Here is a 26,287-nt window from a genome sequence, read left to right as displayed (position 1 = left end):
CGGGATTCCTCCGGGTTGGATGTGAGGGGGTCGAGTAGCCGAAGGGCAGGAGCGCAAGCCTCGTGCCAGCCCCGTGCACTTCGTCACACCCTGCACGCCGTCCCAGATCGCACGGTTGTGGCGAGTTACAGCCCCGCCGAGGTGCGTCCTGCACCGTTGGCGCGCTGCAGCATCCGGCCGCCGCACGGAAACGGGCCGGACATGCCCCGGTTTGATTCAACCCGCCGAGCCATGCGAGACCCGGCTATCGCCGCATCGCCGGCCGGCCTCAGCGGGCCGGCAGGATCACGCCGTCGCAGGGCCCGAACCCGATGCGCCGGAATCCGGGCTTGTGCGCGAATGCGCGCAGCCCGAGCTGGTCGCCGTCCAGCAAGAAGGTGCGTTGCTCGCCCTTGCCATCGGCGGTGGGCAGCGTGATGGGCTGCTTGCCGCCCTGCGTCAGCTCCAGCAGCGAGCCGGCCTCCTCGGGCGCCGGGCCACTGATGGTGCCGGTGCCCAGCAAGTCGCCCGGCTGCAGGTTGCAGCCGTTGCTCGCGTGGTGCGTCAGCATCTGCGCCAGCGACCAGTACGCATGGCGCAGGTTGGAACGCGACAGCCGCACCGGCTGCTCCATCGCCGGCGTCTTCAGCCAGACCTCCATCTCGATGTCGTAGCTCGCGCCGGCGCGGTGGGCGGGCGAATCCAGATAGGGCAGCGGCTGCGGATCCCCCTCGGGCCGCGTGAACGGGATGCGGAAGGGCTCCAGTGCCTCCATCGTGACGATCCACGGCGAGATCGTCGTGCCGAAGTTCTTCGCGAGGAAGGGACCCAGCGGCTGGTACTCCCAGGGCTGGACGTCGCGGGCCGACCAGTCGTTGAGCAGCGTCAGGCCGAAGGCGTGCTCGTCCGCCTCGTCGATGCCGAAGGGCTCGCCCAGCGCATTGCCGGGGCCGACGAACAGGCCCAGCTCCAGCTCGCAGTCGATGCGCGCGCTGGGCTTGAAGACGGGCGCCTCGGCGTCCGGCGGCTTGACCTGGCCCTTGGGCCGGCGCAGCGGCGTGCCGCTGACGACGATGGAGGAGCTGCGGCCGTGGTAGCCGATGGGCACCCACTGGTAGTTGGGCAGCAGCGGGTTGTCGGGGCGGAACAGCCTGCCCACGGCGCGGGCGTGGTGGATGCCGGTGTAGAAGTCCGTGTAGTCGCCGATGCGGCAGGGCAGCGTGAACTCGGCCCGGGCCTGCGGCACCAGCTCGACCTCGGACGCGCCGGCCTTGAGCGTATCGAACAGGCGATGGCGCAGCGCGCGGCGCTCGCGGCTTGGGCGCGCCATCAGCGCGTTCAGCTCCGTGATTCCCCAGGCGCTCAGGTCAAGGATCTGGTCGCCGATGCCCACGCCCACCCGCCAGGGCTCCAGGGAGCCCTGGCGGCGGAACGAGCAAAACGGCAGGTTCTGCAACGGGAAATCCGTGGCCGGGTCGTTGGCCGAGGCAACCCAGGAGAGGGCCGCGGCGTCGTGGGTGTGATCGATGCTCATGCCTTGAATTCTTCCTTCAGTCCCTGCCAGCAGTCGGCATAGGCAGCCTCCAGCGGCGCCTCACGCAGCGCCCAGCCCGTGGGCTTGAGCGGCCAGCGCGTCTCGAACATGAAGGCCAGCGTCGCGTCCAGCTTGTGCGGCTTCAGCTCGGCGCTGCTGGCCTTGTCGAAGGCCTCGGTGTCCGGGCCGTGCGGGACGTAGCTGTTGTGCAGGCTGGCGCCTCCTGGCTTGAAGCCCTCGGGCTTGGCGTCGTACTGGCCCAGCACCAGGCCCATGAACTCGCTCATCACGTTGCGGTGGTACCAGGGTGGACGGAAGGTGTCCTCCGCCACCATCCAGCGCGGCGGGAAGATGACGAAGTCGACGTTGGCCCAGCCGGGCGTGTCGCTGGGACTGGTCAGCACCGTGAAGATGCTGGGGTCGGGGTGGTCGAAGCTGACGGTGTTGATCGTCATGAAGCGCGACGTGTCCCAGCGATAGGGCGTGAGGTTGCCGTGCCAGGCAACGACGTTGAAGGGGCTGTGGGGCTGCATCGCCCGCCAGAGCTGGCCGCCATGGCGCTTGACGATCTCGTAGCCGCCCGGCTCCTCTTCATGCCAGGCCACCGGTGCCTCGAAGTCGCGCGGGTTGGCCAGGCCGTTGGAGCCTATGGGGCCCAGCTCGGGCAGCCGGAAGGCGGCGCCGAAGTTCTCGCAGACGTAGCCGCGCGCCGGCACGTCCAGCGGATCGACCTTGAAGGCCAGGCCACGCGGCAGCAGCGCGATGGAGCCGGGCGCCACTTCCAGCCTGCCCAGCTCCGTCGTCACGAGCAGGCGGCCCTGCTGCGGCACGAGCAGCATCTCGGCGTCCGCATTGACCAGGGCGCGGCGGCCCATGGCGCGCGTCGCGACGTAGGCCAGCGCGCCCATGCCCTGGATGCCTGCCTCGCCGTTGACGGCATAGCTGCGCAGGCCATCGACGAAGTCGCCCTCGCCCTGCAGTGGCGTCGGCCCCCAGCGCAGCGGGTCGGGCGGACTGCACTCGCCCGACGCTGCGCCGCTCTTCCACAGCGCATGCGCCAGCGGCTTGTAGCCACCGACGACGACCGAGGGCTTGCGGCGGTACATCCACGTGCGCTGGTTGTCCGCGCGCGGCGCGGTGAAGGCGCTGCCCGACAGCAGCTCGGCGTACAGGCCCAGCGGCGCGCGCTGCGGACTGTTGCGGCCTATGGGCAGCGCGCCGGCCACGGCCTCGCTGCTGTGCTGGTTGCCGAAGCCGGTGAGGTAGGTCAGTTCAGTCATGGTGTTCGTGATCCGGCGAAGTCTGCGATTCGCGCGCAAGCGCGAAGGCCTGCCGCAGCACTTCGCGGTCGCCGATGTGGTTGCACAGGATCAGGGTCAGCCGGGCCAGCCAGTCGGCGGCCTGCTCGTCGCTCAGGCCGGCCTGGGCAGCGATCAGCTCGGCGTAGAAGGCGTCGGCTTCGCGTCCGAAGTTCGGGGTCAGGGCAAGCTTGCTCACTGCGGTCTCCCATGGGCCCGTGCCAGCGCGGCTTGCACGGCCGCGGCATCGAAGCGCCGCCAGCGCGCGGCGACGACGGCATCCGGGCGGATCAGATAGACGCTGCCAGGCTCGGCGGCGTAGCGCTGCGCGGCAAGACCGTCCTCGGGCAGCGCCAGCACGCGGCCGTCGAAGCCCGCCTCGGCGCCAAACGCCAGCAGCGTGAAGCCGCCGTGCTGGAGCTGCTCGCCGAGCCAGCCACTGCCGAGCGGCGCATCGGGTGCGACGCTGCCCGGTGCGGGGCCACCGCTCCAGGCATCGACGTCAGGCGTGTTCAGCACGGACTGCGGGCAGTCGGTCGGCATCGACAACCGGCCGCTGTTGACCAGCGGCTTGGCGAACTCCGTGTGCGCCGCCAGGTCCAGCGCCGCCTTGCGCAGCCTCAGGCTCAGGCTGCTCTTGGGGCTGATGAAGTCGGTCGCACGCGTGGAGTGGCCGATGTTGTCGTCGGCGGCCGCGATGCGCTCCGCCCCATAGCTGTCGATCAACGCCTCGCCGCCCTCGCCCTTGAGCACGGCGGCAAGCTTCCAGCCGAGGTTGTCGACGTCCTGCACGCCGCTGTTCGCGCCGCGCGCGCCGAAGGGCGAGACCTGGTGGGCCGCGTCCCCCGCCAGCAGCACCCGCCCGCTGCGCAGGCGCTCGGCACGGCGGCAGCAGAACTGGTAGATGGACGACCAGGCCAGCTCGAACTGGTCCGTGCCCAGCATCGCCGCGACACGGGCCTTGATGCGCTCGGGATCGCGCTCGGCCTCGACGTTGGCATCGCGGCCCAGCTGGAAGTCGATGCGCCACAGCCCGTCGGCCTGCGCATGCAGCAGAACGGACTGGCCCCGATGGAAGGGCGGGTCGAACCAGAACCAGCGCTCGGGCCGGGCCGGATCCAGCCCGCGCGGCCGCGCCCCCGCCACCAGGCGTACGTCGGCGATGAGGAAGCGGTCCTCGAAGACCTGGCCCTGGAAGCCCAGGCCCAGCAGCGTGCGCGTGGGGCTGCGCGCACCGTCGCAGGCGACGACCCAGTCGGCGCGCATGTCGAACAGGCCGTCGGGCGTGCGCACGTTGAGCGTGACGCCGGCCTCGTCCTGCTCCAGCCCGATGAGTTCGTGCCTGCCGCGCAGCTCGATGCGAGGCTCCAGCTGCACGGCGCGCACCAGGCGGGCCTCCACCTGGTCCTGCTGCAGGTTGACCATGGCCGGCATCTTGTGATGGCTCTCCGGCAGCAGGTCGAAGGCGTACGCTTCGCGCTCGCCGTGGAAGACGCGGCCGCGCTGCCAGCGCACGCCCTCGCGGGCGACGGCTTCGCCGACGCCGAGGCGGTCGAACACCTCCAGGGTCTTCTTGGCCCAGCAGACGGCCCGCGAGCCGCTGCCGATGTGGTCGCTGTCGTCGATGACGACGACGGGCACGTCGCGCTTCGCGAGGTCCAGCGCCAGCGTCAGCCCCACGGGACCGGCACCGACGACGACGACGGGCCGGCGCTGCGGCTGGCCGCAGCGCTGCTCCAGGCTCTGGTGGTAGGGGTAGCGTGGCAGGTCCACGGTCAGGCGCCTTCCAGGGCCTTCCACATCTCCACGTCGCGCTGCGCCGTCCAGATGCGCGGATGGCTGGTGCCGCCTGCCTCGTCATAGGCCCGGGTCACGTCGAAGGGCATGCAGTGGTCGAAGATGACCCAGTGCCCGTACTTGGGTCGCAGTGCCGCCATGGTGCGCTGGTAGACGGCCTTGAGCTCCTCGCCAGCCAGCACGCCGGCCTGCACGGCGGCGTACAGCTCGCTGACGAAGGCGCGCGTGCCGTCCAGGCCCGCGGCGACCTGCGCGGCGCCCTTCAGCGCCGGCCCGCGGCCCGGCACGAGGGCACTGGCGCCCAGCGCCGCGACGGCATCCAGCGTGGCGGGCCAGTCGGCGAAGTGGGCGTCGCCGCAGTACGGCGTCGCGTCGAACTCGACGAGGTCGCCGCTGAACAGCACCTTCTCCTCGGGCAGCCAGGCCACCGTGTCGCCGGCCGTGTGGCCACGCCCGGGCGAGAACATCTCGACCTTCACGCCGCCCAGGTCCAGCGTGAGCCGGCCCGAGAACGTCAGCGTCGGCCAGGTCAGCCCGGCGGGCACGGACTCGACGTTGCGGAACAGGCGCGGGAAGCGGCCGATCTCGCTGGCCTTGTCCTGCTCGCCGCGCTCCTTGATGAGGGCCAGCGTCGCATCGCTGGCGATGACCTGCTCCAGGCCCTCGGCCCGGAAGGCCGATGCGCCCAGCACGCGCACCGCGTGGTAGTGGCTGAGCAGCACGTACTTGATCGGCACGGCGCTGACCTCGCGAATGCGCCGGATCACGTCGGCCGCCATGACGGGCGTGGCCTGGGTGTCGATCACCATCGCCGCGTCGCGTCCGATGACGATGCCGGTGTTGGGATCGCCCTCGGCGGTGTAGGCCCAGGCGTGTTCGGACAGGCGCTCGAAGGTGACCTTCTTTTCTTCCAGGTCGGCTTGAGAGGCAAAGGCTTTGGCGGTCATGACTGGGCTCCAGGGTCAGGCTCGAAATTTATCCTATTCCAAACGCATTCACCAATATAGAATTTTCAGCATGATCGAACCCAAGGGTCCACGCGGCATCCAGAGCATCGAAGTGGGTGGCCAGCTGTTGCTGGCGCTCGCCCATCACGGCCGCCCGATGGCGCTGAAAGACCTGGCCCGCGAGGCCGGCATGACGCCGGCCAAGGCGCATCCCTATCTGGTGAGCTTCATCAAGCTGGGCCTGGTGGAACAGGATGGCGGCAGCGGGCCCTACGGCCTCGGGCCGCTGGCCATGCAGCTGGGCCTCATCAGCCTGCAGCAGTACGACCCCGTCCGGCTGGGCACGCCGGTCATCGAGGAACTGGCGCAACAGCTCGGCCACACGGTGGCCATCGCCGTGTGGGGCACGCACGGCCCCACCATCGTGCGGGTGGCCGAAGGTCCCACGCCGGTGCACATCAGCATGCGCCACGGCACGGTGATGAGCCTGGCCGGCACGGCGTCAGGGCGACTGTTCGCGACCTGGCGTGGCGACGAAGCGTCCATACTGGGCGAGCCTCTCCCCGACGCCGCCACGACGGCCGAAGTGCGCCGGGAGGGCTTGGCCACGTCGCGGGACGGCGTCGTGCCCGGCGTCAGCGCGGCGGCGGCACCGGTCTTCGAGGCCTCGGGCCGGCTGGTGATGGCACTGACCGCCATCGGGCCCAGCGCCAGCTTCGACACCACCCCCGAGGGTGGACTGGTCGGCACGCTGCGGGAGGCCGCGGCCCAGCTCTCACGACGCCTGGGCCACTGAAGCCCGCCCGGAGCGCCGGACAGTCTGGCGACAGCATGTTTTGGCGAAACCCGAGCAAACTATTTTTGCAAGCCGGAACATTGGTTCCCAAATCGCCGCCCAGAGTAACGAATTGTGATTTTTTCAGGCCTTGAAAAAGTCATTTGTGATTTCGAGAGTTATAAATAATCACACCAACTCTTCATCGTTTCGCCATGGTGCAGAAACGTGAAGAAAGATTGCTGTCGCACGAACTGCAGCATTCCAGCCACACTCCCCCGGTTCGGTCATTCCAGCAAATCGCAGTGCCATCAAGGACTTGGATTTGATCGAACGACTCCGACCCCGCCTCTTCAGGTGACATCTAGGGTTTTCCTAAGTCAGTCCGAAATTCGCGCGCTCTGAGAATTTGCGCCAGCCATCGCCCGACCGGGCGAATCAACTTTGGCTGAGCCGTTTGGCAACTCACCCGCTTGCCATTCTTTTCTGGAGCAGTGATGCATAAGCAAACCAAAATCGCCGCCGCGGTCCTGTTGACCTTCGGCGGTATCAGCGCTTGGGCCCAACAGGCCGAGCCGCAACAGATTGAACGCGTGACCGTCACCGGTTCCGCGATCAAGCGCATCGACGCAGAGACGTCCGTGCCCGTGACCGTCATCAAGATGTCGGAACTGAAGTCCCAGGGCGTCACGTCGGTCGAACAGATCCTCGGGCTCCTGTCGTCCATCCAGGCCACGCAGAACATGGCCTCGGCGATCGGCAACGGCACCGGCGGCGTGAGCTACGCCGACATGCGCGGCATCGGCCCGGACAAGACCCTGGTCCTGCTCAACGGCCAGCGCATCGCCAACAGCGCGACCGGCGCCTCCGCGCCCGACATGAACATGATCCCGTTCTCGGCCATCGAGCGCGTGGAAGTGCTGCGCGACGGTGCCTCGTCGCTGTACGGCACGGACGCCATCGGCGGCGTGATCAACTTCATCACCAAGAACAACTACACCGGCGGCACGGCCAGCCTGGGCTATGACGCCCCGGAGAAGGCCGGCGGCACGACGAACAGCGCCAGCCTCGGTTACGGCATCGGCGACCTCGCCAAGGACGGCTGGAACGTCTTCGGCACGGTGAGCCTCAAGAAGCGGGACTTCATCAACGGCGACCAGCGCGATTTCAACAAGCGCATCGTCGGCGGCCTGTCCAACAGCACCTTCCCGGCCAACTACCAGGTGGCCAACGGCGGCGCCTACTACAGCCCGGCCGCCCCGGGTTGCAACGCCGCGAACCTGATCCCCAACGCCGCCTCCACGGGCTGCCGCATCGTCACGCCTCCCTTCGTCAGCATCAGCCCGCGCAGCGAAACCGTGTCGGGCCTGCTCAAGGGCACGTTTGACGTCGGCCAGAGCCTGAGGCTGGGTGCCGAGGCCTTCTACTCGAAGAACTCGGTCGAGACGCAGATTGCGCCGGTGCCCTATGGCGGCTACTGGATCAATCCGGGCACGACTTACTTCCCGACCGCGGCCCTGAGCAACCCCGCCTACAGCCCCAACTTCGACCCGTACGGCGCCGACGGCGAGCCCTTCAACAACCCGACCAAGCAGTTCCCGAACCCGGTCCTGACCCAGAAGGGCGGCGTGCTGGTCTGGTGGCGCGACCTCATCAACGGCCCGCGTTCGGACAAGTCCACCGGCAAGCAGTACCGCGCGCTCTTCACGGCTGACGGCAATGCCGCCGGCTGGGACTACAAGGCAGCCCTGGCCTACAACCACACGCAGAACGACCGTTTCCTGACCGGCGGCTATGCCGACGGCGACGTGATCGGCGAAGGCCTCATCCGCGGCATCATCAACCCGTTCGGCGAACAGACGGCACAAAGCCTGGAACTCATCCGCAGCGCCTCGCTGACCGGCCTGCTGAGCACCAGCATCGGCAAGGTGACCAGCCTCACGGGCAGCGCCGGCAGGGAACTGGGTGACTGGTTCGGTGCCACGCGCCCGGTGCAGATCGCCGTCGGCGCGGAATTCCGCCGTGAAGACTATCGCGACTTCAACCACCACGACTTCGCCGTCGCGGTGTCGGCCAGTACGGGTGTCGACCCCGACGCCCACTCCGAAGGCACGCGCAACGTCTCCGCCGTCTACAGCGAGCTGAACGTGCCGCTGACCAAGGACCTGGAAGTGACGGGCTCGGTGCGCTTCGACAAGTACAGCGACTTCGGCAACACCACCAACCCCAAGCTGAGCTTCCGTTACCAGCCGTCCAAGGAAGTGCTGGTGCGCGGCTCGGCATCGACGGGCTTCCGCGCTCCGTCCCTGTATGAGCTCAACGCCAGCACGGGCTTCACGAACACGGGCAGCGGCTACAACAACCCGCTGAACTGCCCGAACGGCGTGCCGGTCGACCCCGCGACGGCTGGCGCGAACTGCGACGTGCAGTTCCAGGCCTACTTCGGTGGCAACAAGGACCTGAAGCCCGAGAAGTCCAAGAGCTTCACGCTGGGCCTGGTGTTCGAGCCGATGCGCGGCCTCAGCACCAGCATCGACTTCTGGTCGATCCGGGTGAACGACCTGATCAACTCGATCCCCGAAGAGACGCTGTTCAGCGACTACCAGACCTTCCAGCAGTACTTCCACTTCGTGCAGCCGGGCAACATCCTGCCCCTGAACACGCGTGCGTGCGCTGGTGGCCCGACCTCGCCGACCTGCGGCTACATCGACGAGCGCACCCAGAACCTGGGCGGCGTGAAGACCTCGGGTATCGACCTGGGCCTGCAGTACCAGCTGAACACCTCGATGGGCCGCATGGGCGTCGAGTACCAGTCCACCTACGTCAACAAGTACGAGTACCAGAACTACAAGAATGGTCCCTGGAACCAGAACGTCGGCGTCTACTCCGGCGCTGGCCCGGTCTTCAAGTGGCAACACCACCTCGCCGGCAGCTGGTCCAAGGACGGCTGGGGCGCTGGCCTGGCCGTGCACTACAAGACCGGCTACAAGGACATGAACCCGGGCAACACGGTCAAGTCCTACGCGACCGCCGACGCCTACGTCAGCTTCTCGCCGTTCAAGGCCGTGTCGCTGCTGGCCGGCGTGCGTAACCTGACCAACCAGGATCCGCCGTTCTCCAATCAGTCGGCCCTGTTCCAGGGCGGTGGCTGGGATTCGCGCTTCTATGATCCGGTCGGCCGGACCATCTACGTGCGCGGTACCGTCGACTTCTAAAGAACGACGCTGTAGCAAGCACGAAAGCGGGGGGCGCAAGCCTCCCGCTTTTTTTTGTCCGCCCGGTTCACACGGCTTGCAACCGGTTGCGGCTTCGGCGCGGCAATGCTGAAACAGTGCCGCGGTGCACAAGGCCGCGTGCGGCCTGTGGTCATGCGCCGGGCCGACCTCCCAGGGGAGGCGGCGCCGGAAGATCGATGCCATCCGGTCAACCTGCCTCCGCCATGGACTACCACGCTCCCAAACGCGCGGTGAACCACCTGCTGCTTCACTACGCAGGCCACGGCCAACGTCCCGTCTTCTTCGACATCGACGCCGTCTGCCCCGAACTGCGCATCCTCGAGCAGGCCTTTCCGCAGATCCGCGCCGAGTGCGACGCCCTGCTCGACGGCCATGTCGCCATGCCGCGCTACCACGACATCAACCGCCCCGCCACCGAGATCTCGGCAACGACGGCCGGCGACTGGAAGGTCTACATGCTGGAGTTGCTGGGCCACAAGCCGGCCGGCAACCGTGCGCGCTGCCCCGACACCTGCGCGGCGCTGGCGCGGGTGCCCCACACGCTACAGGCCTTCTTCTCGGTGCTGGACCCGGGCAAGTCCATCCCCGAGCACGAAGGCCCCTACCTCGGCTACCTGCGCTACCACCTCGGCATCCGCGTGCCGCGCACCCACCCGCCACACATCTGCGTCGCCGGCCAGTCCTACACCTGGAAGGAAGGCGAAGGCGTGCTGTTCGACGACTCCTGGCCCCATGCCGTGGTCAATCATGCGGACGAGCCGCGCATCGTCCTCATCGTCGACCTGCCCCGTCCGCTGCCGCTGCTGCCGCGGCTCGTCAACAACCTCGTGCTCTGGGGCCTGGCGGCGCCGCTGTACGCAAGCAAGGTCATGCGCAAGGCCGACCGCTACAGCGGTGACCTGCTCTAGGACTTGCTGGCCAGCCCGATGCCCGCCAGCACCAGCAGGCTGCCCAGCACGAAGCTGGGCGTCAGGGCCTCGCCCAGCAGCCAGACACCCAGCACGACGCCGAACAAGGGGGTCAGGAAGGCGAAGGCGCCCAGGCGCGAGGCCAGATAGCGACGCAGCAGCCAGCACCAGGCCAGAAAGCTTGCGAAGGACACCACCAGGCTCTGGAAACCCAGGTGGGCCCAGACGGCAGCCGTCGGCTCGAAGCGCCACTGCCCCATGACCCAGGCGAGCGGCAACAGCAGCACGAAGGCGCCGAGCAGTTGGTAGAGCAGCGTCTCCGTCGCCGGTGCAGCGGCCAGCCGCGTGCAACGGATGGTGACCGTCGTCGCGCCCATGGCCAGGCCCGCCATCACGCCCAGCAGGTCGCCAAGCAACGCCCGGCCATCACGGGCCGCGCCATCCATGCCCTCCAGGAAGGCCAGCGCAATGCCGCCAAAGGCCAGGACGATGCCCGCCCAGCGCCGGCGATCCAGCCGCTCCGCCGGCAGCCGCCAGTGCAGGCCCAAGGCCGTGAACAGCGGCGAGGTGTAGAGGAAGACGACGACACGGGAAGCCTGCGTCAGCTGCAGCGCCTGCGCCACCAGCAGGTACTCCAGGCCGAACAGCGCACCGGCCACCGCGCCGGCCGGCCACCGGGCGCGGTCAAGCGTCTCGCCGCGCCAGCGCATCAGCCCCGCCAGCAGCACCAGCGCGACGCCGGAGCGCAGGGCCACCATCAGCATGGGCGCGGCCTGCCCGGCCACGGACTTCAGCGACACCTGCTGCAAGCCCCAGAGGAAGCACAGCAACAGCATGATGCCGCCGGCGCGGGCGTCGAGCGGCCCGGCCGTGATGACGAACGGACGCGCGACGGCGGCGGGGAACGCGACTGCGGCAGGGCTGGCAAGGGACTTCATGGCGCCAATGTGCCGCCTGGAAGAAGACCCGAAAAGCGCATAATTCGTGGCACAACCATCAGGTTTTCGAAAACATGCGCGACCTGCAGATCGACTGGCTGAAGTGCTTCGTCGCCACGGTCGACGCAGGCTCCCTGTCCAGCGCCGCCACCGAGATCCACCGCTCCCAGTCGGCCGTCAGCATGCAGCTCAAGAAGCTGGAGGCGACCGTCGGCCACCGCCTGCTCGAGCGCGACGCACGCCGGCTCGAACTCACCCACGAGGGCCGCACGCTGCTGGGCTATGCACGCCGCATGCTGGACCTGCAGGCCGAGGCCCAGGCGGCGATGCGCGAGGACGACGTCCGCGGCCTGGTCCGGCTTGGCGTGCCTGACGACTACGCCAGCAAGTACCTGACGCCGGTGCTCAAGCGCTTCGCGCCGCGGCACGGCGGCGTCGAAATACAGCTGGACTGCGAGCAGTCGACCTCGCTGATTCCGCGCGTGGCCCGCGGCGAGCTGGATCTGGCGCTGGTCTCACGCGACCACGCGCGGCGCGGCACCCTGCTCTTCCATGAGCCCATGGTGTGGGTCGGATCGCCGCAGTTCGACGTCTGGCGCCGCAACCCGCTGCCCATCGCCGTCTACGAGCCCGCCAGCCTGGGCCGGCGCAGCGCCATCAATGCGCTGGCGCTGCAGGGGCGCCCCTACCGGATCGTCTACAACAGCTCCAACCTGGCGGGGCAGATCGCCGCCGTCGAAAGCGGGCTGGCGGTGGCGGTGCTGACGCAGTGCAGCGCACCACCCCATCTGCAATTGCTGGGAGCCGAACAGGGCCTGGGGCCGCTGGAGCCCATGGAGGTGGCCGTCTACCGCAGCCAGGCCTCCAAGGGCAACAGGGCCGTCGACAGCCTGCAGCACATGCTGGTGCAGACGCTCAGGCAGGCAGGCGCCGCAGCGCTCAGGGCGAAGGCGTAACGCGCACCATCAGCACGCCATGGGGCGCCACGCGGCCACCGTATTCGCCGGCAACTCCGCGGGTCTTCTTGCCTGACCAAAGGTCGTGCACATCAGCCTTGAGCCTGGCCGGCAGGTCGAGCTGGTCCCAGCTGAGCTTCATGTCCGCCGGCTTCTCGCCGCGGTTGAACAGCACCGCCGCTCGGTCGCCGCCCGCCAGCGTGCGCACCCAGACTTCGAGGTCGCCCTGGCGCCAGACGCGCCGACCCTGGCGGCCCAGCGGATCCTGGTCCACACGGATGACCTCCGCATTGGTCAGGATGCGGCGGGTGTCGGCGTCCATCCTGGACATGTCGTTGCCGGCGATCAGCGGCGCGGCCAGCATGGCCCAGATCGAGAAGTGGCTCTCGTACTCCGTCGTCGTCATGCCGCCGTTGCCCACCTCCAGCATGTCGGGATCGTTCCAGCCGTTGGGCGCTGACTCGCTCCACAGGTCCGCGTTCATGTCGATGATGTCCAGCAGGCCGTGCGACCACTCCTTCTTGCCCTGCCAGGCGTCCCGGATGTCGCCCGTCGTGCGCCACAGGTGGCCGACGGGGTGTGCCCAGCGGCCCGGCTGGCTGCTGCCCCACTCGCAGATGGACAGCACGATGTCGCGCCCCGACTCGCGCAGGGCCTTGGCCATGATGGTGTAGGCCGCCTCGGGGTTGCGCGGGCCCGTGTAGCACCAGTCGTACTTCAGGTAGTCCACGCCCCACTTCGCGTACTGGCGCGCGTCCTGGAACTCGTGGCCGGCGCTGCCGGGACGGCCGCCGCAGGTCAGCGCGCCGGCGTCGGAATAGAGCCCGAACTTCAGGCCCTTGCCATGCACGTAGTCGGCCAGCGCCTTCATGCCCGACGGGAAGCGCTCGGGGTCAGGCTGGATGTTGCCGTCGGCGTCGCGGCTCTTTTGCCAGCAGTCGTCGATGACGATGTAGGTGTAGCCGGCCGCCTTCATGCCGGAGGCCACCATGGCATCGGCCTGCTGCCGAATCAGTTGCTCGCTGACATTGCAGGCGAACTTGTTCCACGAATTCCAGCCCATCGGCGGCGTGGGCGCCAGGTTGGGCTTGGGGGTGTCGAGCTTGAGCGTCTCGTGCGGCGCCGCCAGCGCGCCCGAGGCCATCAGGCACGTGAACGCGGCCAGCAGCGCGCGGCGCAGCCAGGGTGGTGTCATGGGAAGCTCCCGGAGATGGATCAGACGGTGCCGCGTCGGGCTTCCAGCGTCGCGCGGATCTCGTGCATGCGCTGCTCCGTCAGGAAGTAGCGCGACACGATGAAGAGGGCCACGAGCAGTCCGCAGATGGGGATGCCCGACAGGAAGATGCGGATCAGGAAGATGGCGTCCTCGCTCTGCGCCGGCAGCTTGGCGTCGAAGCCGGTGAACATCAGCACCCAGCCCGAGGCGCTGTTGCCCAGCGCCAGGCCAACCTTGGAGATCCACGAGCCGCACGCCGCGAACGAACCCTCGCGGCGCTGGCCGCTGGAGAGCTCGTCATGGTCGATGACGTCGGCCATGGCCGAGCCGTAGATGGTCCAGAAGCCGGCACCGATGAAGGCGACGCCGCCGCTGGCGAAGAGCTGTAGCCAGGGCAGCGCGGGGTTGTAGAAGAACCAGTCGCCGATGAAGGCGAAGATGCCCAGCACCAGCACCGTCATCAGCGCATTGCGCTTGCCGTAGACCTTGGCCACCCAGCCCGCGAAGCTGATCCCGACAAGGCCGCACACCAGGCCGGCCACGCCCATCATGGAGTTCCACTTCGTGGCCTCCACGACGTTGCCACCGCAGACGTAGTAGACCGTCGCGTAGTAGCCCAGCAAGCCCACCATGGCGGTGGCCATGTTGTAGGTCAGCATGGTGCCCAGCATCTGGCGAAAGGGCTTGTTCTTCAGCGTGCGATACAGCGTGTCCTTGAAGGGGACTCGCTGCTTGGTCTGCGCGACGACCTTCTCGTAGTAGCGCTCGCGCGTGAGAAGGAAGATGGCGATGGACACCGCCACCATGATGGCGCCGAGGATGCCGGTGTAGACCTGGGCGCCGAGCAGGATGTCTGGCTTGCCGCTCGCATCGTTGAAGAACGCCAGCGTCGTGAACTGCGCCGCCACGAACATCGCCAGCTCGGGGATCTTCTGGATCGCGTTCTTCACCGACATCACGCTGGTGCGCTCGTGGTAGTCGGGCGTCATCTCCGCGCCGAGGCTGTTCCAGGGCATGTTGAAGCAGCTCATCACCGGCACGTACAGGCAGGTGGAGACCAGCATGAAGACGAAGTACTCGCTGTCGCTCCAGCCGCGGCCGACGGCGAACATCAGCGGCAGCCCGATGCCCGACAGCACGCCGCCGACGAGGATGAAGGGGCGCCGGCGGCCCCAGCGCGAACGCGTGTTGTCCGACAGCCAGCCGAACAGCGCATCGGACACCGCGTCGACGAAGATCTTCAGGCCCAGGGCCGTGGAGATCAGGCCGGGCGCCACGCCCAGGAAGACGTTGAAGACGTGGAAGGCCAGGGACTGGTAGAGCCAGTGGCCCCACATGTCGAGAAACGAGCCCAGCCCGAAACCGATCTTCTGCGAGGTCGGCACGCGGTCGCTCGCCACGGGCGCTGGCGCGGCGGCGGCGCCCGGACGAGGCATGGCAGGCACGGCGGCCCCATCGGGATCGGCAAGCACGTCTGTCTCCTTGGCCGCCTTGGTTGGCGACACGTTTTAGTAAACAGACGAATTTTTGTTCGACTCCCGAACAAACAAAAGGCGGTGAAACACCTAGGCCGGCTGGCGCCTGCCTTTGCGGACCGCAGGCGCAGCCGCCACCGGAGCGGGTGCGACCATCGAGCTTTCGCGCACCACCAGCTCCACCGGCAGCGAGGCGTCGTTGGGGGCGGTGTCTCCCTCGATGAGTGCGCGGGCGGCGACGTTGCCAAGCGCCTCCTTGTCCATCTTCACGGTGGACAGCGGCGGCCGGTTGCGCGCCGCCTCCTCGATGTCGTCGTAGCCGATGAAGCGGATGTCCTCGGGCACACGCAGGCCGCGCTCCAGGCACAGCTCGATGGCGAACATCGCGGTCGAGTCGTTGTAGGCGAAGACGGCGTCGGGCGGCGATGGCAGATCCAGCAGGCGGCGCATGGCGTCGCGGCCGGCATCCCGGTACTCCAGCGCCGGGTCCAGCGTGACCTCGTAGTCCGGGTCGAACAGGCGACCCGCCTCGAACAGTGCGCGGCGAAAACCCTTGGCGCGCAACGAGGTCGAGTAGTGCGCCAGCGGCCCGAAGATGGCAGCGATGCGCTGGGAAGGCCCCTCCAGCAAGTGGCGCGTGGCCAGCCAGGCGCCGAGCTGGTTGTCGTCGTTGACACAGCGCACGCCCGGGTAGAAGTGGTCAACCAGCACGAGCGGCAGCTCGCAGCGGCGGATGGCCTCCATGGCCTCGGGGTCGAAGTAGCCGGCGCCCAGCAGCGCATCGGCCTCGTGGCGACGCACCTGCCCGGCGATGTCGTCGCCCGCCAGCACCGACATCAGGCTCAGCGGCACGCCCGCCTCGCGGCAGGCCGTCTCGGCACCGTGCAGCACGTAGGAATAGAAGGGGTTGTTGGCCAGCGAGCCGATGCTGCGGCTGTAGAGGAAGAGCATGCGGCGCGGCTTGCCGGTGCGCAGCTTGGCCGTGTCATAGCCCAGCTGCTGCGCCACACTCAGCACCTGGGCCCGCGTCTGCTCGGACAACCCGGGCTGGCCCTTCAGCGCACGCGAGACGGTCCCGATGGACACGCCGGCGGCCTCGGCCAGTTCGCGAATCGTCACCCCCTTGTCGGCCATTGCCCGCGCTCCTGCTGTTGTTTAGCACCCTGCATGGATGGCGATTGTGTCACCGGCCTCTCGCCCGCCCCGGCGTGGCGCCATATCCCGGAGGCTCGGGGCAAAACCTAGGTCGCCGATTGTTCACTAAACAATACTTGTTGCATAGAATATTTCCATGCCCCAAACCTCCGTCGTCGTGCTCGGCGAAGCCCTGGTCGATGAATTCCATGATGGCCCGGTCGCGGGCGGCGCGCCCTTCAACGTGGCACGCTCCGTCGCCGGGCTGGGCGCACCGACGCTCTTCATCAGCCGCATCGGCGCGAACGACGACAACGGCCGCATCGTGCTGGAAAGCGCACGCCGCTACGGCCTGGGCGAGGCCGGACTGCAACGCGACGCCGGGCGCGCCACCGGCCGCGTCAGCGTGCACGAGCAGGCCGGTGGCCACCGGTTCGAGATCCACGGCGACGCGGCCTGGGATCACATCGACGCCACAGCTGCACGACTGCAGCTTTCCGAGGCGAATGCTGCGCTGATCTACTTCGGCAGCCTGGCCCAGCGCCACGCGATCTCGCGCGCCACGCTGCGCGCACTCGTCAAGCCCTTCGCCGGCACCCGCTTGCTCGACCTGAACCTGCGCCCGGGCGGCGATGCCCGGCTGCTGGCCGCCGAGTCGCTGATGCTGGCCGACTGGGTCAAGCTCAACGACGAGGAACTGGCCCAGCTGACCGGCTGGTTCGATATCGACGCGCAGGACGACGCCGGCCGCGTCGCCACGCTGATGGCCCGCTTCGCGTTGCAACGCCTGGTGCTGACCCTCGGCGCCGGCGGCTGGCGCTTCTACGCACCGGGCGGCGAGCTGCTGGCGCAGGGCGCGGGTGTTGCGCAGCCACGCGTCGTCGACACCGTCGGCGCCGGCGATGCCTTCACGGCCCTGCTGCTCGCAGGACTCGCGCTCAAGCGCGACCTGCACGCCACGCTGGCGCTGGCCAACCGCTACGCGTCCTTCATCTGCGGCGTGCGCGGCCCGCTGCCTGCCGATCCCCTTGCCCTGCAACCCTGGCGCACCGCCCTGCACGCGCTGCCACCCTCCTGCTGAACTGCCCCATGGACCTGACCCCGCCTCCCGTCTCACTGGCCGACCTCGTCGCACCGCCTGCCGGCTCGCCCATGCGCCGGCGCGAGTTCATCTTCGGGGCGGGCACGTCGTCCTACCAGATCGAGGGCGCCGCGCATGAGGACGGCCGCCTCGAGTCCATCTGGGACCGCTTCAGTGCGACGCCGGGCAAGGTGCTGCGCGGTGAAGACGGCGCCGTTGCCTGCGACCACTACCATCGCTGGCAGGAAGACCTGGACATCCTCCAGCGGCTGGGCGTCGACGCCTACCGCTTCTCCATCGCCTGGCCACGCGTGATGGACCAGGGCGGGCAGCCCAACGAGCGCGGCATCGACTTCTACAAGCGCCTGCTCGACGGCCTGGCGGAGCGCGGCATCCGTGCCTTCGTGACGCTCTACCACTGGGATCTGCCCCAGCACCTGGAAGACCGCGGCGGCTGGCTGAACCGCGAGACGGCCTACCGCTTCGCCGACTACGCCGACCTGATGAGCCGCAAGCTGGCCGGGCACGGCGACGTGGCCGCCTGGACGACACACAACGAGCCCTGGTGCGCAGCCTACCTGGGCTACGGCGACGGCCACCATGCACCCGGCCTCGCGAACCCGCGCTGGGCCGCGCAGGCCATGCATCACCTGCTGCTGGGCCACGGCCTGGCCCTGCCGGCCCTGCGCGCCAACGCCCCCGGGGCCCAGCATGGCATCGTCGCCAACTGCGCACCCGGCTATGCCGACCGTGACACGGCCGCAGACCGTGACGCGGCCTCCCTGTTCGAGACCTACCAGAACCGCTGGGTGCTGGACCCGCTCCTCAAGGGTGAGTACCCCGCCGAGCTGTGGCGCTACTGGAAAGGCTGCGAACCGCTGGTGCTGCCCGGGGACATGGAGCTCATCAGGCAACCCATCGACTACCTCGGCATCAACTTCTACAGCCGCGCGGTGCTGCGCTCGCAAGGCCCGGACACCATAGCCTGGGTGCGTCACCCCGACGTCGAGCGCACGACGATGGACTGGGAGGTCTACCCGCAGGGCATGCAGGATCTCTTCGAGGCCTTCAAGCGCGACTACGCCAACCTGCCACCGCTGTACGTGACCGAGAACGGCATGTCCAGCCACGACAGCGTCGCCCACGGCGAGGTCGACGACGTGCAGCGCCAGAACTACATCAAGCAGCACTTCGCGGCCTGCTCGCGCGCGATGGACAGCGGCGTCGACGTGCGCGGCTATTTCATCTGGTCGCTGCTGGACAACTTCGAGTGGGCTTTCGGCTACGAGCGGCGCTTCGGCCTCGTTCACGTGGACTTCGAGACCCAGCAGCGCACGCTCAAGCGCAGCGCCCTCGCCTACGCAGACTTCCTGCGCGAACGCGCTGCGGGATAGCGCCCATGACGAGCTGATGGCGTCTTCCTAGACTCCACCGCCAACGAAAGAGCACGGGGACACCGCATGGAGAACTGGGGCAAGCCGCTGCGCAAGGTCGTCATCGTCGGCGGCGGCGCAGCGGGCTGGATGTCGGCCGCAGCGCTGAGCGCGGTGCTCAAGCCGCCCTACGAAATACGCCTCGTCGAGTCCGAGGAGATCGGCATCATCGGCGTCGGCGAAGCGACCATCCCGCTGATCCGCATGTTCAACGACCTGGCCAGGATCGACGAGGCCGGTTTCCTGAAGGCCACGCAGGGCACGTTCAAGCTCGGCATCGAGTTTGTCAACTGGGGCCGCCAGGGCGAGCGCTACTTCCATGGCTTCGGCCGTATCGGCAAGGAGCCCCTGTGGCCGCTGGACTTCACCCAGTACTGGCTGCGCCTGCGCGCGCTCGGACGTGCGCAGCCGATCGACGCCTACGTCATCTCCTGCATGGCCGCCAAGGCCAACCGCTTCATGCTGCCGCAGCCGCAGATGCAGAACTCGCCAATGGCGGACCTGGGCTATGCCTACCACTTCGATGCGTCGCTCTACGCCCGCCACCTGCGCGCGCTGAGCGAGCAGCGCGGCGTTCGCCGCACCGAAGGCAAGGTCGTGCGCGTGCTGCTCGACGAAGAGCCCGGGCCGACTCAAGGGCATGTACGCGCGGTTCAACTGCAAGGCGGCGAACTGGTGGAGGGCGATCTCTTCCTCGACTGCACGGGGTTTGCCGGCCTGCTGACCGACAAGGCGCTTGGCGTCGGCTTTGAGGATTGGAGCCACTGGCTCCCCTGCGACCGTGCCTGGGCCGTCCCCAGTGAGAGCATGAAACCGCTGCTGCCCTACACCCGCGCCACGGCACGCAGCGCGGGCTGGCAGTGGCGCATCCCGCTTCAGCATCGCGTAGGCAATGGCCACGTCTATTCGAGCCGCCACATGAGCGATGACGAGGCCGCTGACGTGCTGCTGCGAAACCTCGATGCACCCGCGCTCGCCGACCCGAGGCTGATCCGCTTCAGGACCGGCATGCGTAAGGAGGCCTGGACTCGCAACGTCGTGGCCATCGGCATGTCGGCCGGTTTCGTGGAGCCGCTGGAGTCGACGGCGCTTCACCTGATCCAGATGGGCGTGGCCCGGCTCATCGAGGCCTTCCCGCACGGCGGCTTCGACCCCGCGGAGATCGCCGAGTACAACCGCGTGAGCCGTGAGCGCTACGAGTCGGTGCGCGACTTCATCGTGCTGCACTACCACCTGAACCAGCGGGAAGATGGCGGCTTCTGGCAGGCATGCGCCAACATGGCCATACCCGACAGGCTGCGCTGGCGCATGGATCTCTATGCCGCGAGCGGCCGGCTTGTCTATGTCGAGACCGACCTGTTCCGTGAGCCGAGCTGGTTTGAGGTGATGGAGGGCCAGAACCTGCGCCCCCGGGGCTGGTTGGCGCTGGCCGATCTGCAGGGCGTGGAAGACACGGTGAACTACTTCAAGGGCGTGTCCGACACCATCGCCAGCTGCGTGGCGGCGATGCCCGAACATTCGGAGTTCATCCGCCGGTACTGCGCGGCAGCGCCGATGAAATAGGCTGCCGGGGCAGCAACGAAAAAGGGCACCGTGAACGGTGCCCTTTGTGTTTGAGCCGGGTCGCCCCGGCTCGCAGCTCAGAAGGTGTACTGCGCGCTGAGCTTGAAGCTGCGACCCGACGTGAAGTAGTTGTGGCCGATCATGCCGATGTGCTGCTGCATGATCTGCTTGTAGGTCTTGTTCGTCAGGTTGGTCGCGTCCAGCCCCATCGTGAAGTTGTCGGTGACCTTGTAGTGAAGGCCCACGTCCACCTGCCCGTAAGCGTCCGCCCACAACGGCAAACCCAGCGGCAGGCTGATGTCATGACGGTTGTAGGTGGCGCTCGCTGGGTTGGTGTCCAGTGCGTTGGTCTGGTTCGGACCGGTGTTGTCCGAGTTCAGTGCCACGCCGTACAGGTACCTGCCGCGCCAGTTGTAGGCGATGCGTGCGGACAGTGGCCCTCGATCGAACAGCAGCGCGATGTTGTAGGTGTTGCGCGAGAGGTTGTCCAAGGGCATGTCGCCAAAGGAGCGGCCATCGGTGTCGCAGCCATTGATGAACAGGTTCAGGTTGTCTTGCCCCGCGCCCGGCGTGCAGTAGGCCGAATAGACCGCGTTGTAGCGCTTCACCTTGCTGTCGACGTAGGTGTAGTTCGCCTGCAGGCCGAGCCCCTGCAGCCAGGACGGCACCCAGTCGAAGTACTGCTGGTAGGCGAGTTCCGCGCCCCGCGCGTAGCCCTTTGCGGCGTTGACCGGACCGTTCATCACGAAGCTGACCGGCTTGCCGTCGCTGTCCGTGATGGTGCGCTTGAAGGTCTGGTTGAGGATGATGTCCTTCAGGTTCTTGTTGAACACCGCCATCGTCAGCGAGCTGCTCTTGGCGAAGTACCACTCGGCCGTCAGGTCCTCCTGCGTGGACCGAATGGGCTTGAGCTCCGGATTCCCGCCGGCGGTGCCGGTCAGCTTGACGGCCTTGATGAGCGGCGGCGTGGTGGAGCCTTCTGCAGGCGAGTCGACGTCCAGCGTCAGTTTCATCGGCAGGTAGGCCTGCATCTGGCTCAGCTGCGGACGCGACAGCGCCCGTGACACGGCAAAGCGGAACTGCAGGTCCGGCGCAGCCTTGAGGCGCAGGTTCAGGCTGGGCAGGAAGTCCGTGAAGCTCTGGCGGATGTCCTGCTTCGCGGTGTTCGCCGCGATCGTCGAAGCCGTGAAGTTCGGCAGCACGACGCCACTCGCCAGCACGACACCAGCAGGCGCGGCCTGGACGCTCAGCGACGTGTAGCCTTGCGCCTCGTTCTTCGTATGCACGGCGCGCAGGCCCACATTGCCGTCCAGCGGCAATCCCTTCTCTTCGAACGAGAAGCGCAGCTGGCCATAGGCCGCTGCAGTGGTTTCGGCCTGCGAGTTCGTACCCTTGGGGTCGGTGCCGAACGAAGCCACCTGCCACTTGCCGCCGCCCTGGTAGCTATTGGCCTGCTGCGCGCAGCCGGCACCGTCCCAGCCCGCCGTGGCCGCGAAGGCAGCGCACTTGTTGAGGTAGAGCTGGTGCAGCTGGTTGTAGCTGTCAGGCCAGCCGAAAGCCACGGATGCGGCCGGGAAATACAGCGAAGGCAGGTTGACCTTGCCACCGCCCATGAAGTTGTCGAAGCTGTTCTTGTAGGTGGGGATGTTGGACTGGTTGATGTAGGCCAGCTCGCCGATGTTCCAGCCGAGCTGCCATGCGTGGGTGATGGTGGCCCAGTTGTAGGAGTCGCCCTGGCCGTTCATGCTGTTGATGGTCTCGGCGTCACGCTTGGCGATGCGCACACCGAAGCGGAAGTCCTCAAGGATCGGGTTGTCGCGGAACGTCCAGCGCCCATCGACCTTCCAGGCCTTCTGCGTTCCCTTGCCCTTGTCCAGGTGGTCCATCATCATGGCCCAGTAGTACTTGGACGGGTCGTTCAGGATGCCCATCGCGCTGCTATCGAACACCAGGTGCGGCATGGAGCCCGTGAAGTCCACCTGCTCGCTGGGCAGTTGCACGCCGGTGCCTACGGTGGAGTCGAAGTTCTGGGTCTTGGACCTGATGTACTGCAGGTCCGAACTCCATGTCAGCTGGTCGTTCACCCTGCCCTGGATTTTCCAGGACAGGTCATCGGTCTGCGAGCTGCGCTTGGAGTAGCGTGTCTGGTTCTCGACCTCGATGCCGGTCACGTCGCCGCTGCCGTTCACGCCGGTCAGCGTGCCCTTGGTCATCACGCCATTGCTGTCGTACGCGCCGTTGAGCACGCGGACGTTGTAGGGGTCAACCTGGTTGCTGACGTTGTTCTCGTTCCAGTCGAAGCGGTACTTGGAGCGGAAGAAGGTCAGCGAGGATTCGAGATCGCCCTTGCGCCATTGCGCTGCCGCGTAGAGGCCGTCGCGCACGCGCTCATAGAACTGCTGCCGCCACGTGATGCCGCGCGAAATCCAGTTGTTGCTGGTCGCGGACTGCTTGTAGAAGGGGTCGAGCACGAGACCGTCGGTGCGATTGGCACTGAGCGAATGCGCCACGTCGACCAGCACGCCGATCTTGCCGATATCGGTGTCCCAGGTGTTGGTCAGCAGGCCCGAGATGCTGGGCTTGTTCTTCGCAGCGAGGCTGTTGCGACTCACATCGACGGAGAGCGAGCCCTTGAAGCCGGGGAAGTCGAAGGGCAATGCGGTGCGCAGGTTCACGAGGCCGCCGATGGCACCTTCAATCTGCTCGGCCGAGGGGTTCTTGTAGACGTCCACGCCTGCCATCAGCTCGGGCGGCACGTCCTCGAAACCCAGATTGCGGCCCTGGTTGGCGCTGAAGGTCTCGCGACCATTGAGCTGGGCCGCCACGTAGGTCAGGCCGCGGATGTTGACCCCCGAACCCTCGACGGAAAAGTGCACCGGGTCGTTGGAGGCCGACACGCGCGACATCGTCGCTCCGACGATGCGCTGAAGCACCTCGGACACGGAGCGGTCCGGGAGCTTGCCGATCTCGTCGGCGACGACCGAGTCGACGATCTCGTCCGACTCCTGCTTGAGCTTCTGCGCCGACGCGAGAGCCGCGCGGCGCCCGGAGACGACGACGGTCTCGAGGGCTTGGGGGCCTTTGTCCGTGGCCGGCGTTGCCGCTGACGCAGGAGCCGCCGCGTTTTGCGCCAGCGCCGGTGAGGCTGCCCAGACCAGCGCCTGAACGGCCGCTAGTGACAGCGTTGTCCGCTTGAAATGTCTCATCCTTGTGCTCCTCTTTGGTGGGAAACATCCAGCCCATGAAGGGCTTGGTGTCGATCCTGCTGATTCAATGACGCAGGTATTTGGTAACGCTAACAACGTTTGTCCCACTAAACATTGGGACTATCAGGGATAGGGGATACGCGCATTCCTGATGCCGCACTCAACCACCTCCTTTCGGCAGGTTGAAGGTTCTTCCAGGGTGATCGACCGCTGTCGCCAGCAGCGAATCTGGTAGCGCTACTCTTGACCTGACGCGGCGCTCGACGCCCGGCACCAGATCGATGAAGTTGTCGTCCAGGACCAGGCCTTCGCGCTCAAGCCACAGTCCCTTGACGGGCAGGTCGCAGCTCAGGCGCAGGGACTGCCCCTCGACCGCGATGTCCAGATGCGCGCCGCCCAGGCGATAGAACTTGAAGGGCTCCGTCCAGGCGCAGTCGCGCGCCAGTTCGCGACCATCCCCCGGATCCAGTGCCAGCAACTCCGCGACGACGGGCTCTTCGAGCCTGGGCAGTCCAAGCGTGGTCTCCACGCAAGACGATGCGGGAGCCTCCTGGGTCAAGCCGGCCTCGGCCAGCAACCGTCCGTCCATCGCGAAGACGCGCAGTTGCAGCGTCACCTCGACCGCCGCCGCAGCGCCGTTCATGACGGCCAGCCGCGCGCCGTCCGCCTCCAGCCGCACGGCCACGGCCAGCACGCCGAGTGCACGGCGTACCGTGTGCCAGGCCGGCTTGACGGCACCCGACGAGTCGATGAGGGCCCAGCTCGTCACCGGCCAGCAGTCGTTGAGCTGCCAGACCAGCGCGCCGCCGACGGCACGGGCACCGGGCCGCTGCCAGCGACGGCGGAAGTCCTGGTAGGCCACGCGCATGGCCTCGGCCTGCACGAACTGTGTCGCGTAGACATGCTCCGCCAGCGTCGGACCGACGCGCAGGTTGTCAGCCAGGTAGACCGCCAGGCGCCTGTGCCCGTCCGGCCCGGCGGCGGACCCTGCCTTGTTGTGCCACTGCACCGTGCGGCTCTCGGGAAAGCGCTCCGCCTCCGGCAGGGCCGACTCGAGCAGCGCCAGCGACGGATGCGACTGCATGCCGAACTCGCTGACGAAGCGTGCCTGCACGTCGCCATAGCGCTGGTAGGGCAGCATCTGCTGGTGCCAGACCTCCCAGCTGTGGCGGTCGCCCACGGTGGCATCGGAGGACTTGGCGCCGTCGCCCGGCGTGAAGGGGCTGCCGGGCCAGTAGGGCCTATCGGGGTCCAGCGCCGCGCAGACCTCGGGCAGCAGGCGCTCGTAGATCGCGCGCGCCTCGAAGCGCTCGGCCGGCACACCGGGGCCGGCCAAGCCGGCCGACTCGGCCAGCATGTAGTCCTCGTTGTTGCCGCACCAGAGCGCCAGGCAGGCGTGATGGCGCAGCCGCTTCACGGCGGCTTCGGCCTCCGCGCGCACGCTGGCCACAAAGGCCTCGTTGGCGGGGTAGAGGCCGCAGGCGAACATGAAGTCCTGCCAGACCAGCAGGCCCTGCTCGTCGCAGGCCTCATAGAAGGCCTCGTGCTCGTAGATGCCGCCGCCCCAGACGCGCAGCATGTTCATGTGGGCCGCCGCCGCCTGGGCCACGCGCTCGCGATAGCGCGCCGGCGTGATGCGCTCCAGCAGGTTGTCATCCGGGATCCAGTTCGCGCCGCCCGCGAAGAAGTCCTGCCCGTTGACCTCGAAATGGAAGCTGCTGCCCGCCTCGCCGTCGACGGGCTGCTGCACCAGGCGCAGCGTTCGCAGCCCCGCGCGCAGGCGACGCTCGGCCAACACCTGCCCGCCACCCAGCACGCGAGCCACGAGCGTGTAGAGCGGCTGCTCGCCAAGGCCCCGCGGCCACCACAGCCGGGCATTCGCCACCGACAGCTCGGCGCCCGCCCCGCGTGCCGCTGGCACGGTCTGCGTTGCAACGCAGACACCTTCGGGGTCCAGCAGCTCGAACACGCAGCGCTCGCCCGCCCCTTCGAGCCCGGCCGAGATGCTGAGCGTCGCCGTGCGGCCGCGCAACTCGCTGCGGCAGTGCAGCTCGTCGATGCGCGCGCTCCAGCCATGCCGCCGCACCGCCCGCCAGGGGCCGCAGGTGATCAGCTCGGGTCCCCAGTCCCAGCCGAAGTGGTACTGCGCCTTGCGCGCATGCAGGCGCGCGCTGTCGCCATTCCAGAGCTGGCGCTTGCCATGGATGGCCTCGACCTCGCGGGCCCGCGCCAGTGCCGGCTCGAAGCACAGCAGCAGCTCGTTGCGGCCCGGCTTCAGGCGCTCGCGGACGTCCACGCGCCGCGGCACGAACATGTTTTCGGACTCGAGCAGCCGCTCGCCGTTCAGCCAGGCGCTGCAGTAGGTGTCCAGGCCCTCAAAGACCAGCTCCTCCCGCGCCGACAGCTCGCCCGCCTCAAAGGCCAGCCGCCAGACCCAGCGACGCTCCGCCACCCAGCGCACCTCGGTCTCGTTGCGGCCATAGAAGGGGTCGGGAATGCGGCCGGCCGCGAGCAGCGCGCCATGTGCCGTGCCCGGCACGGCAGCCGCCAGCCAGGCCTCGGCCGGCAAGGCCGCCAGCGCCGGGCCATCCAGTCCTTCGGGCGCCTCGGCCAGCAGCCAGCCATCATGCAGATCTGTCAGTCGTTCAGGGCTCACGTGTCGGAGTCGTCGCGTTTGCGTTGCACATCAGCCCGCGGCGGGAGACGCGCGCGCCCGGCCCTGCCGGACAGCCGCTGCGCCGCGCATCACGACGATCGCGGCCCGTCTCCTGCTTCGCCCCAGGCAAAGCTAAACATTGTTTTGTTGCGCAT

Annotated in this window: 18 protein-coding genes; 7 read left to right on the top strand and 11 right to left on the bottom strand. The window is 67.9% G+C overall.

Annotated elements, in window-relative coordinates; all coding sequences use genetic code 11:
* Positions 1–268: 268 nt before the first annotated feature.
* From fahA to QM732_RS02660, 5 genes are read right to left on the bottom strand one after another with little or no spacing between them, the layout of a single operon-like run.
* Positions 269–1,513, bottom strand: a complete 1,245-nt coding sequence (gene fahA, locus QM732_RS02680; RefSeq protein ID WP_415654671.1) for a fumarylacetoacetase — start codon at positions 1,511–1,513, stop codon at positions 269–271.
* A complete protein-coding gene (gene hmgA, locus QM732_RS02675) occupies positions 1,510–2,793 on the bottom strand; it encodes a homogentisate 1,2-dioxygenase (RefSeq protein ID WP_415654670.1) in 1,284 nt (427 codons plus the stop codon). The genes fahA and hmgA overlap by 4 nt, the downstream gene beginning before the upstream one ends.
* Positions 2,786–3,010, bottom strand: coding sequence for a DUF2783 domain-containing protein (locus QM732_RS02670; protein ID WP_415654669.1), 225 nt, complete (start codon positions 3,008–3,010; stop codon positions 2,786–2,788). The genes hmgA and QM732_RS02670 overlap by 8 nt, the downstream gene beginning before the upstream one ends.
* A complete protein-coding gene (locus QM732_RS02665) occupies positions 3,007–4,584 on the bottom strand; it encodes an FAD-dependent oxidoreductase (protein ID WP_415654668.1) in 1,578 nt (525 codons plus the stop codon). The genes QM732_RS02670 and QM732_RS02665 overlap by 4 nt, the downstream gene beginning before the upstream one ends.
* 2 nt (positions 4,585–4,586) lie before the next feature.
* Positions 4,587–5,555, bottom strand: coding sequence for an MBL fold metallo-hydrolase (locus QM732_RS02660; protein ID WP_415654667.1), 969 nt, complete (start codon positions 5,553–5,555; stop codon positions 4,587–4,589).
* A gap of 70 nt (positions 5,556–5,625) precedes the next feature.
* Between QM732_RS02660 and QM732_RS02655 the strand changes: the two genes are divergently transcribed.
* The 3 genes from QM732_RS02655 to QM732_RS02645 all read left to right on the top strand — a co-directional run bounded on the left by QM732_RS02655 (position 5,626) and on the right by QM732_RS02645 (position 10,474).
* Entirely contained in the window at positions 5,626–6,351 is a 726-nt protein-coding gene (locus QM732_RS02655; protein WP_415654666.1) for an IclR family transcriptional regulator, read from the top strand.
* Between the two features lie 476 nt (positions 6,352–6,827).
* Positions 6,828–9,545, top strand: coding sequence for a TonB-dependent receptor (locus tag QM732_RS02650; RefSeq protein WP_415654665.1), 2,718 nt, complete (start codon positions 6,828–6,830; stop codon positions 9,543–9,545).
* Between the two features lie 224 nt (positions 9,546–9,769).
* On the top strand, positions 9,770–10,474 hold the full coding sequence (locus QM732_RS02645; RefSeq protein ID WP_415654664.1) for an aspartyl/asparaginyl beta-hydroxylase domain-containing protein: 705 nt from the start codon (positions 9,770–9,772) through the stop codon (positions 10,472–10,474).
* Here the strand turns inward: QM732_RS02645 and QM732_RS02640 are convergent.
* Entirely contained in the window at positions 10,471–11,310 is an 840-nt protein-coding gene (locus QM732_RS02640) for a DMT family transporter (RefSeq protein ID WP_415659324.1), read from the bottom strand. The two genes, QM732_RS02645 and QM732_RS02640, sit on opposite strands and share 4 nt — an antisense overlap.
* A 176-nt stretch (positions 11,311–11,486) precedes the next feature.
* Here QM732_RS02640 and QM732_RS02635 point away from each other — a divergent pair, with 176 nt between their 5' ends.
* Positions 11,487–12,368 carry a LysR family transcriptional regulator gene (locus tag QM732_RS02635; protein WP_415654663.1) on the top strand — a complete coding sequence of 294 codons (882 nt, stop codon included), beginning with the start codon at positions 11,487–11,489 and terminating at the stop codon, positions 12,366–12,368.
* Here the strand turns inward: QM732_RS02635 and QM732_RS02630 are convergent.
* From QM732_RS02630 to QM732_RS02620, 3 genes are all read right to left on the bottom strand, one after another.
* A complete protein-coding gene (locus tag QM732_RS02630) occupies positions 12,352–13,563 on the bottom strand; it encodes a glycoside hydrolase family 27 protein (protein WP_415654662.1) in 1,212 nt (403 codons plus the stop codon). The genes QM732_RS02635 and QM732_RS02630 overlap by 17 nt on opposite strands.
* A gap of 20 nt (positions 13,564–13,583) precedes the next feature.
* Positions 13,584–15,056, bottom strand: coding sequence for an MFS transporter (locus tag QM732_RS02625; protein WP_415654661.1), 1,473 nt, complete (start codon positions 15,054–15,056; stop codon positions 13,584–13,586).
* A 93-nt stretch (positions 15,057–15,149) separates the two neighbouring features.
* Positions 15,150–16,193 (bottom strand): LacI family DNA-binding transcriptional regulator, encoded by a 1,044-nt coding sequence (locus QM732_RS02620; RefSeq protein WP_415654660.1) that lies wholly within the window; start codon positions 16,191–16,193, stop codon positions 15,150–15,152.
* Between the two features lie 157 nt (positions 16,194–16,350).
* Here QM732_RS02620 and QM732_RS02615 point away from each other — a divergent pair, with 157 nt between their 5' ends.
* The 3 genes from QM732_RS02615 to QM732_RS02605 all read left to right on the top strand — a co-directional run bounded on the left by QM732_RS02615 (position 16,351) and on the right by QM732_RS02605 (position 20,270).
* Positions 16,351–17,274, top strand: coding sequence for a PfkB family carbohydrate kinase (locus tag QM732_RS02615; RefSeq protein WP_415654659.1), 924 nt, complete (start codon positions 16,351–16,353; stop codon positions 17,272–17,274).
* A gap of 8 nt (positions 17,275–17,282) precedes the next feature.
* Complete coding sequence (locus QM732_RS02610) at positions 17,283–18,668, top strand: GH1 family beta-glucosidase (protein WP_415654658.1); 1,386 nt, start codon at positions 17,283–17,285, stop codon at positions 18,666–18,668.
* 66 nt (positions 18,669–18,734) lie between these two features.
* Complete coding sequence (locus tag QM732_RS02605) at positions 18,735–20,270, top strand: tryptophan halogenase family protein (protein WP_415654657.1); 1,536 nt, start codon at positions 18,735–18,737, stop codon at positions 20,268–20,270.
* Between the two features lie 77 nt (positions 20,271–20,347).
* Here QM732_RS02605 and QM732_RS02600 read toward each other — a convergent pair whose 3' ends face one another.
* Both QM732_RS02600 and QM732_RS02595 read right to left on the bottom strand, forming a co-directional pair.
* Positions 20,348–23,476 (bottom strand): TonB-dependent receptor, encoded by a 3,129-nt coding sequence (locus QM732_RS02600; RefSeq protein WP_415654656.1) that lies wholly within the window; start codon positions 23,474–23,476, stop codon positions 20,348–20,350.
* A gap of 160 nt (positions 23,477–23,636) precedes the next feature.
* Positions 23,637–26,132, bottom strand: coding sequence for a glycosyl hydrolase 2 galactose-binding domain-containing protein (locus QM732_RS02595; RefSeq protein ID WP_415654655.1), 2,496 nt, complete (start codon positions 26,130–26,132; stop codon positions 23,637–23,639).
* Positions 26,133–26,287 lie beyond the last annotated feature (155 nt).

It is taken from the genome of Roseateles sp., from assembly GCF_047654805.1.
In the GTDB taxonomy this organism is placed as follows: domain Bacteria; phylum Pseudomonadota; class Gammaproteobacteria; order Burkholderiales; family Burkholderiaceae_C; genus Pelomonas.
The sequence above is the reverse complement of the archived record's forward strand: the minus strand, read 5'-3'. Positions and strand labels throughout refer to the sequence as shown.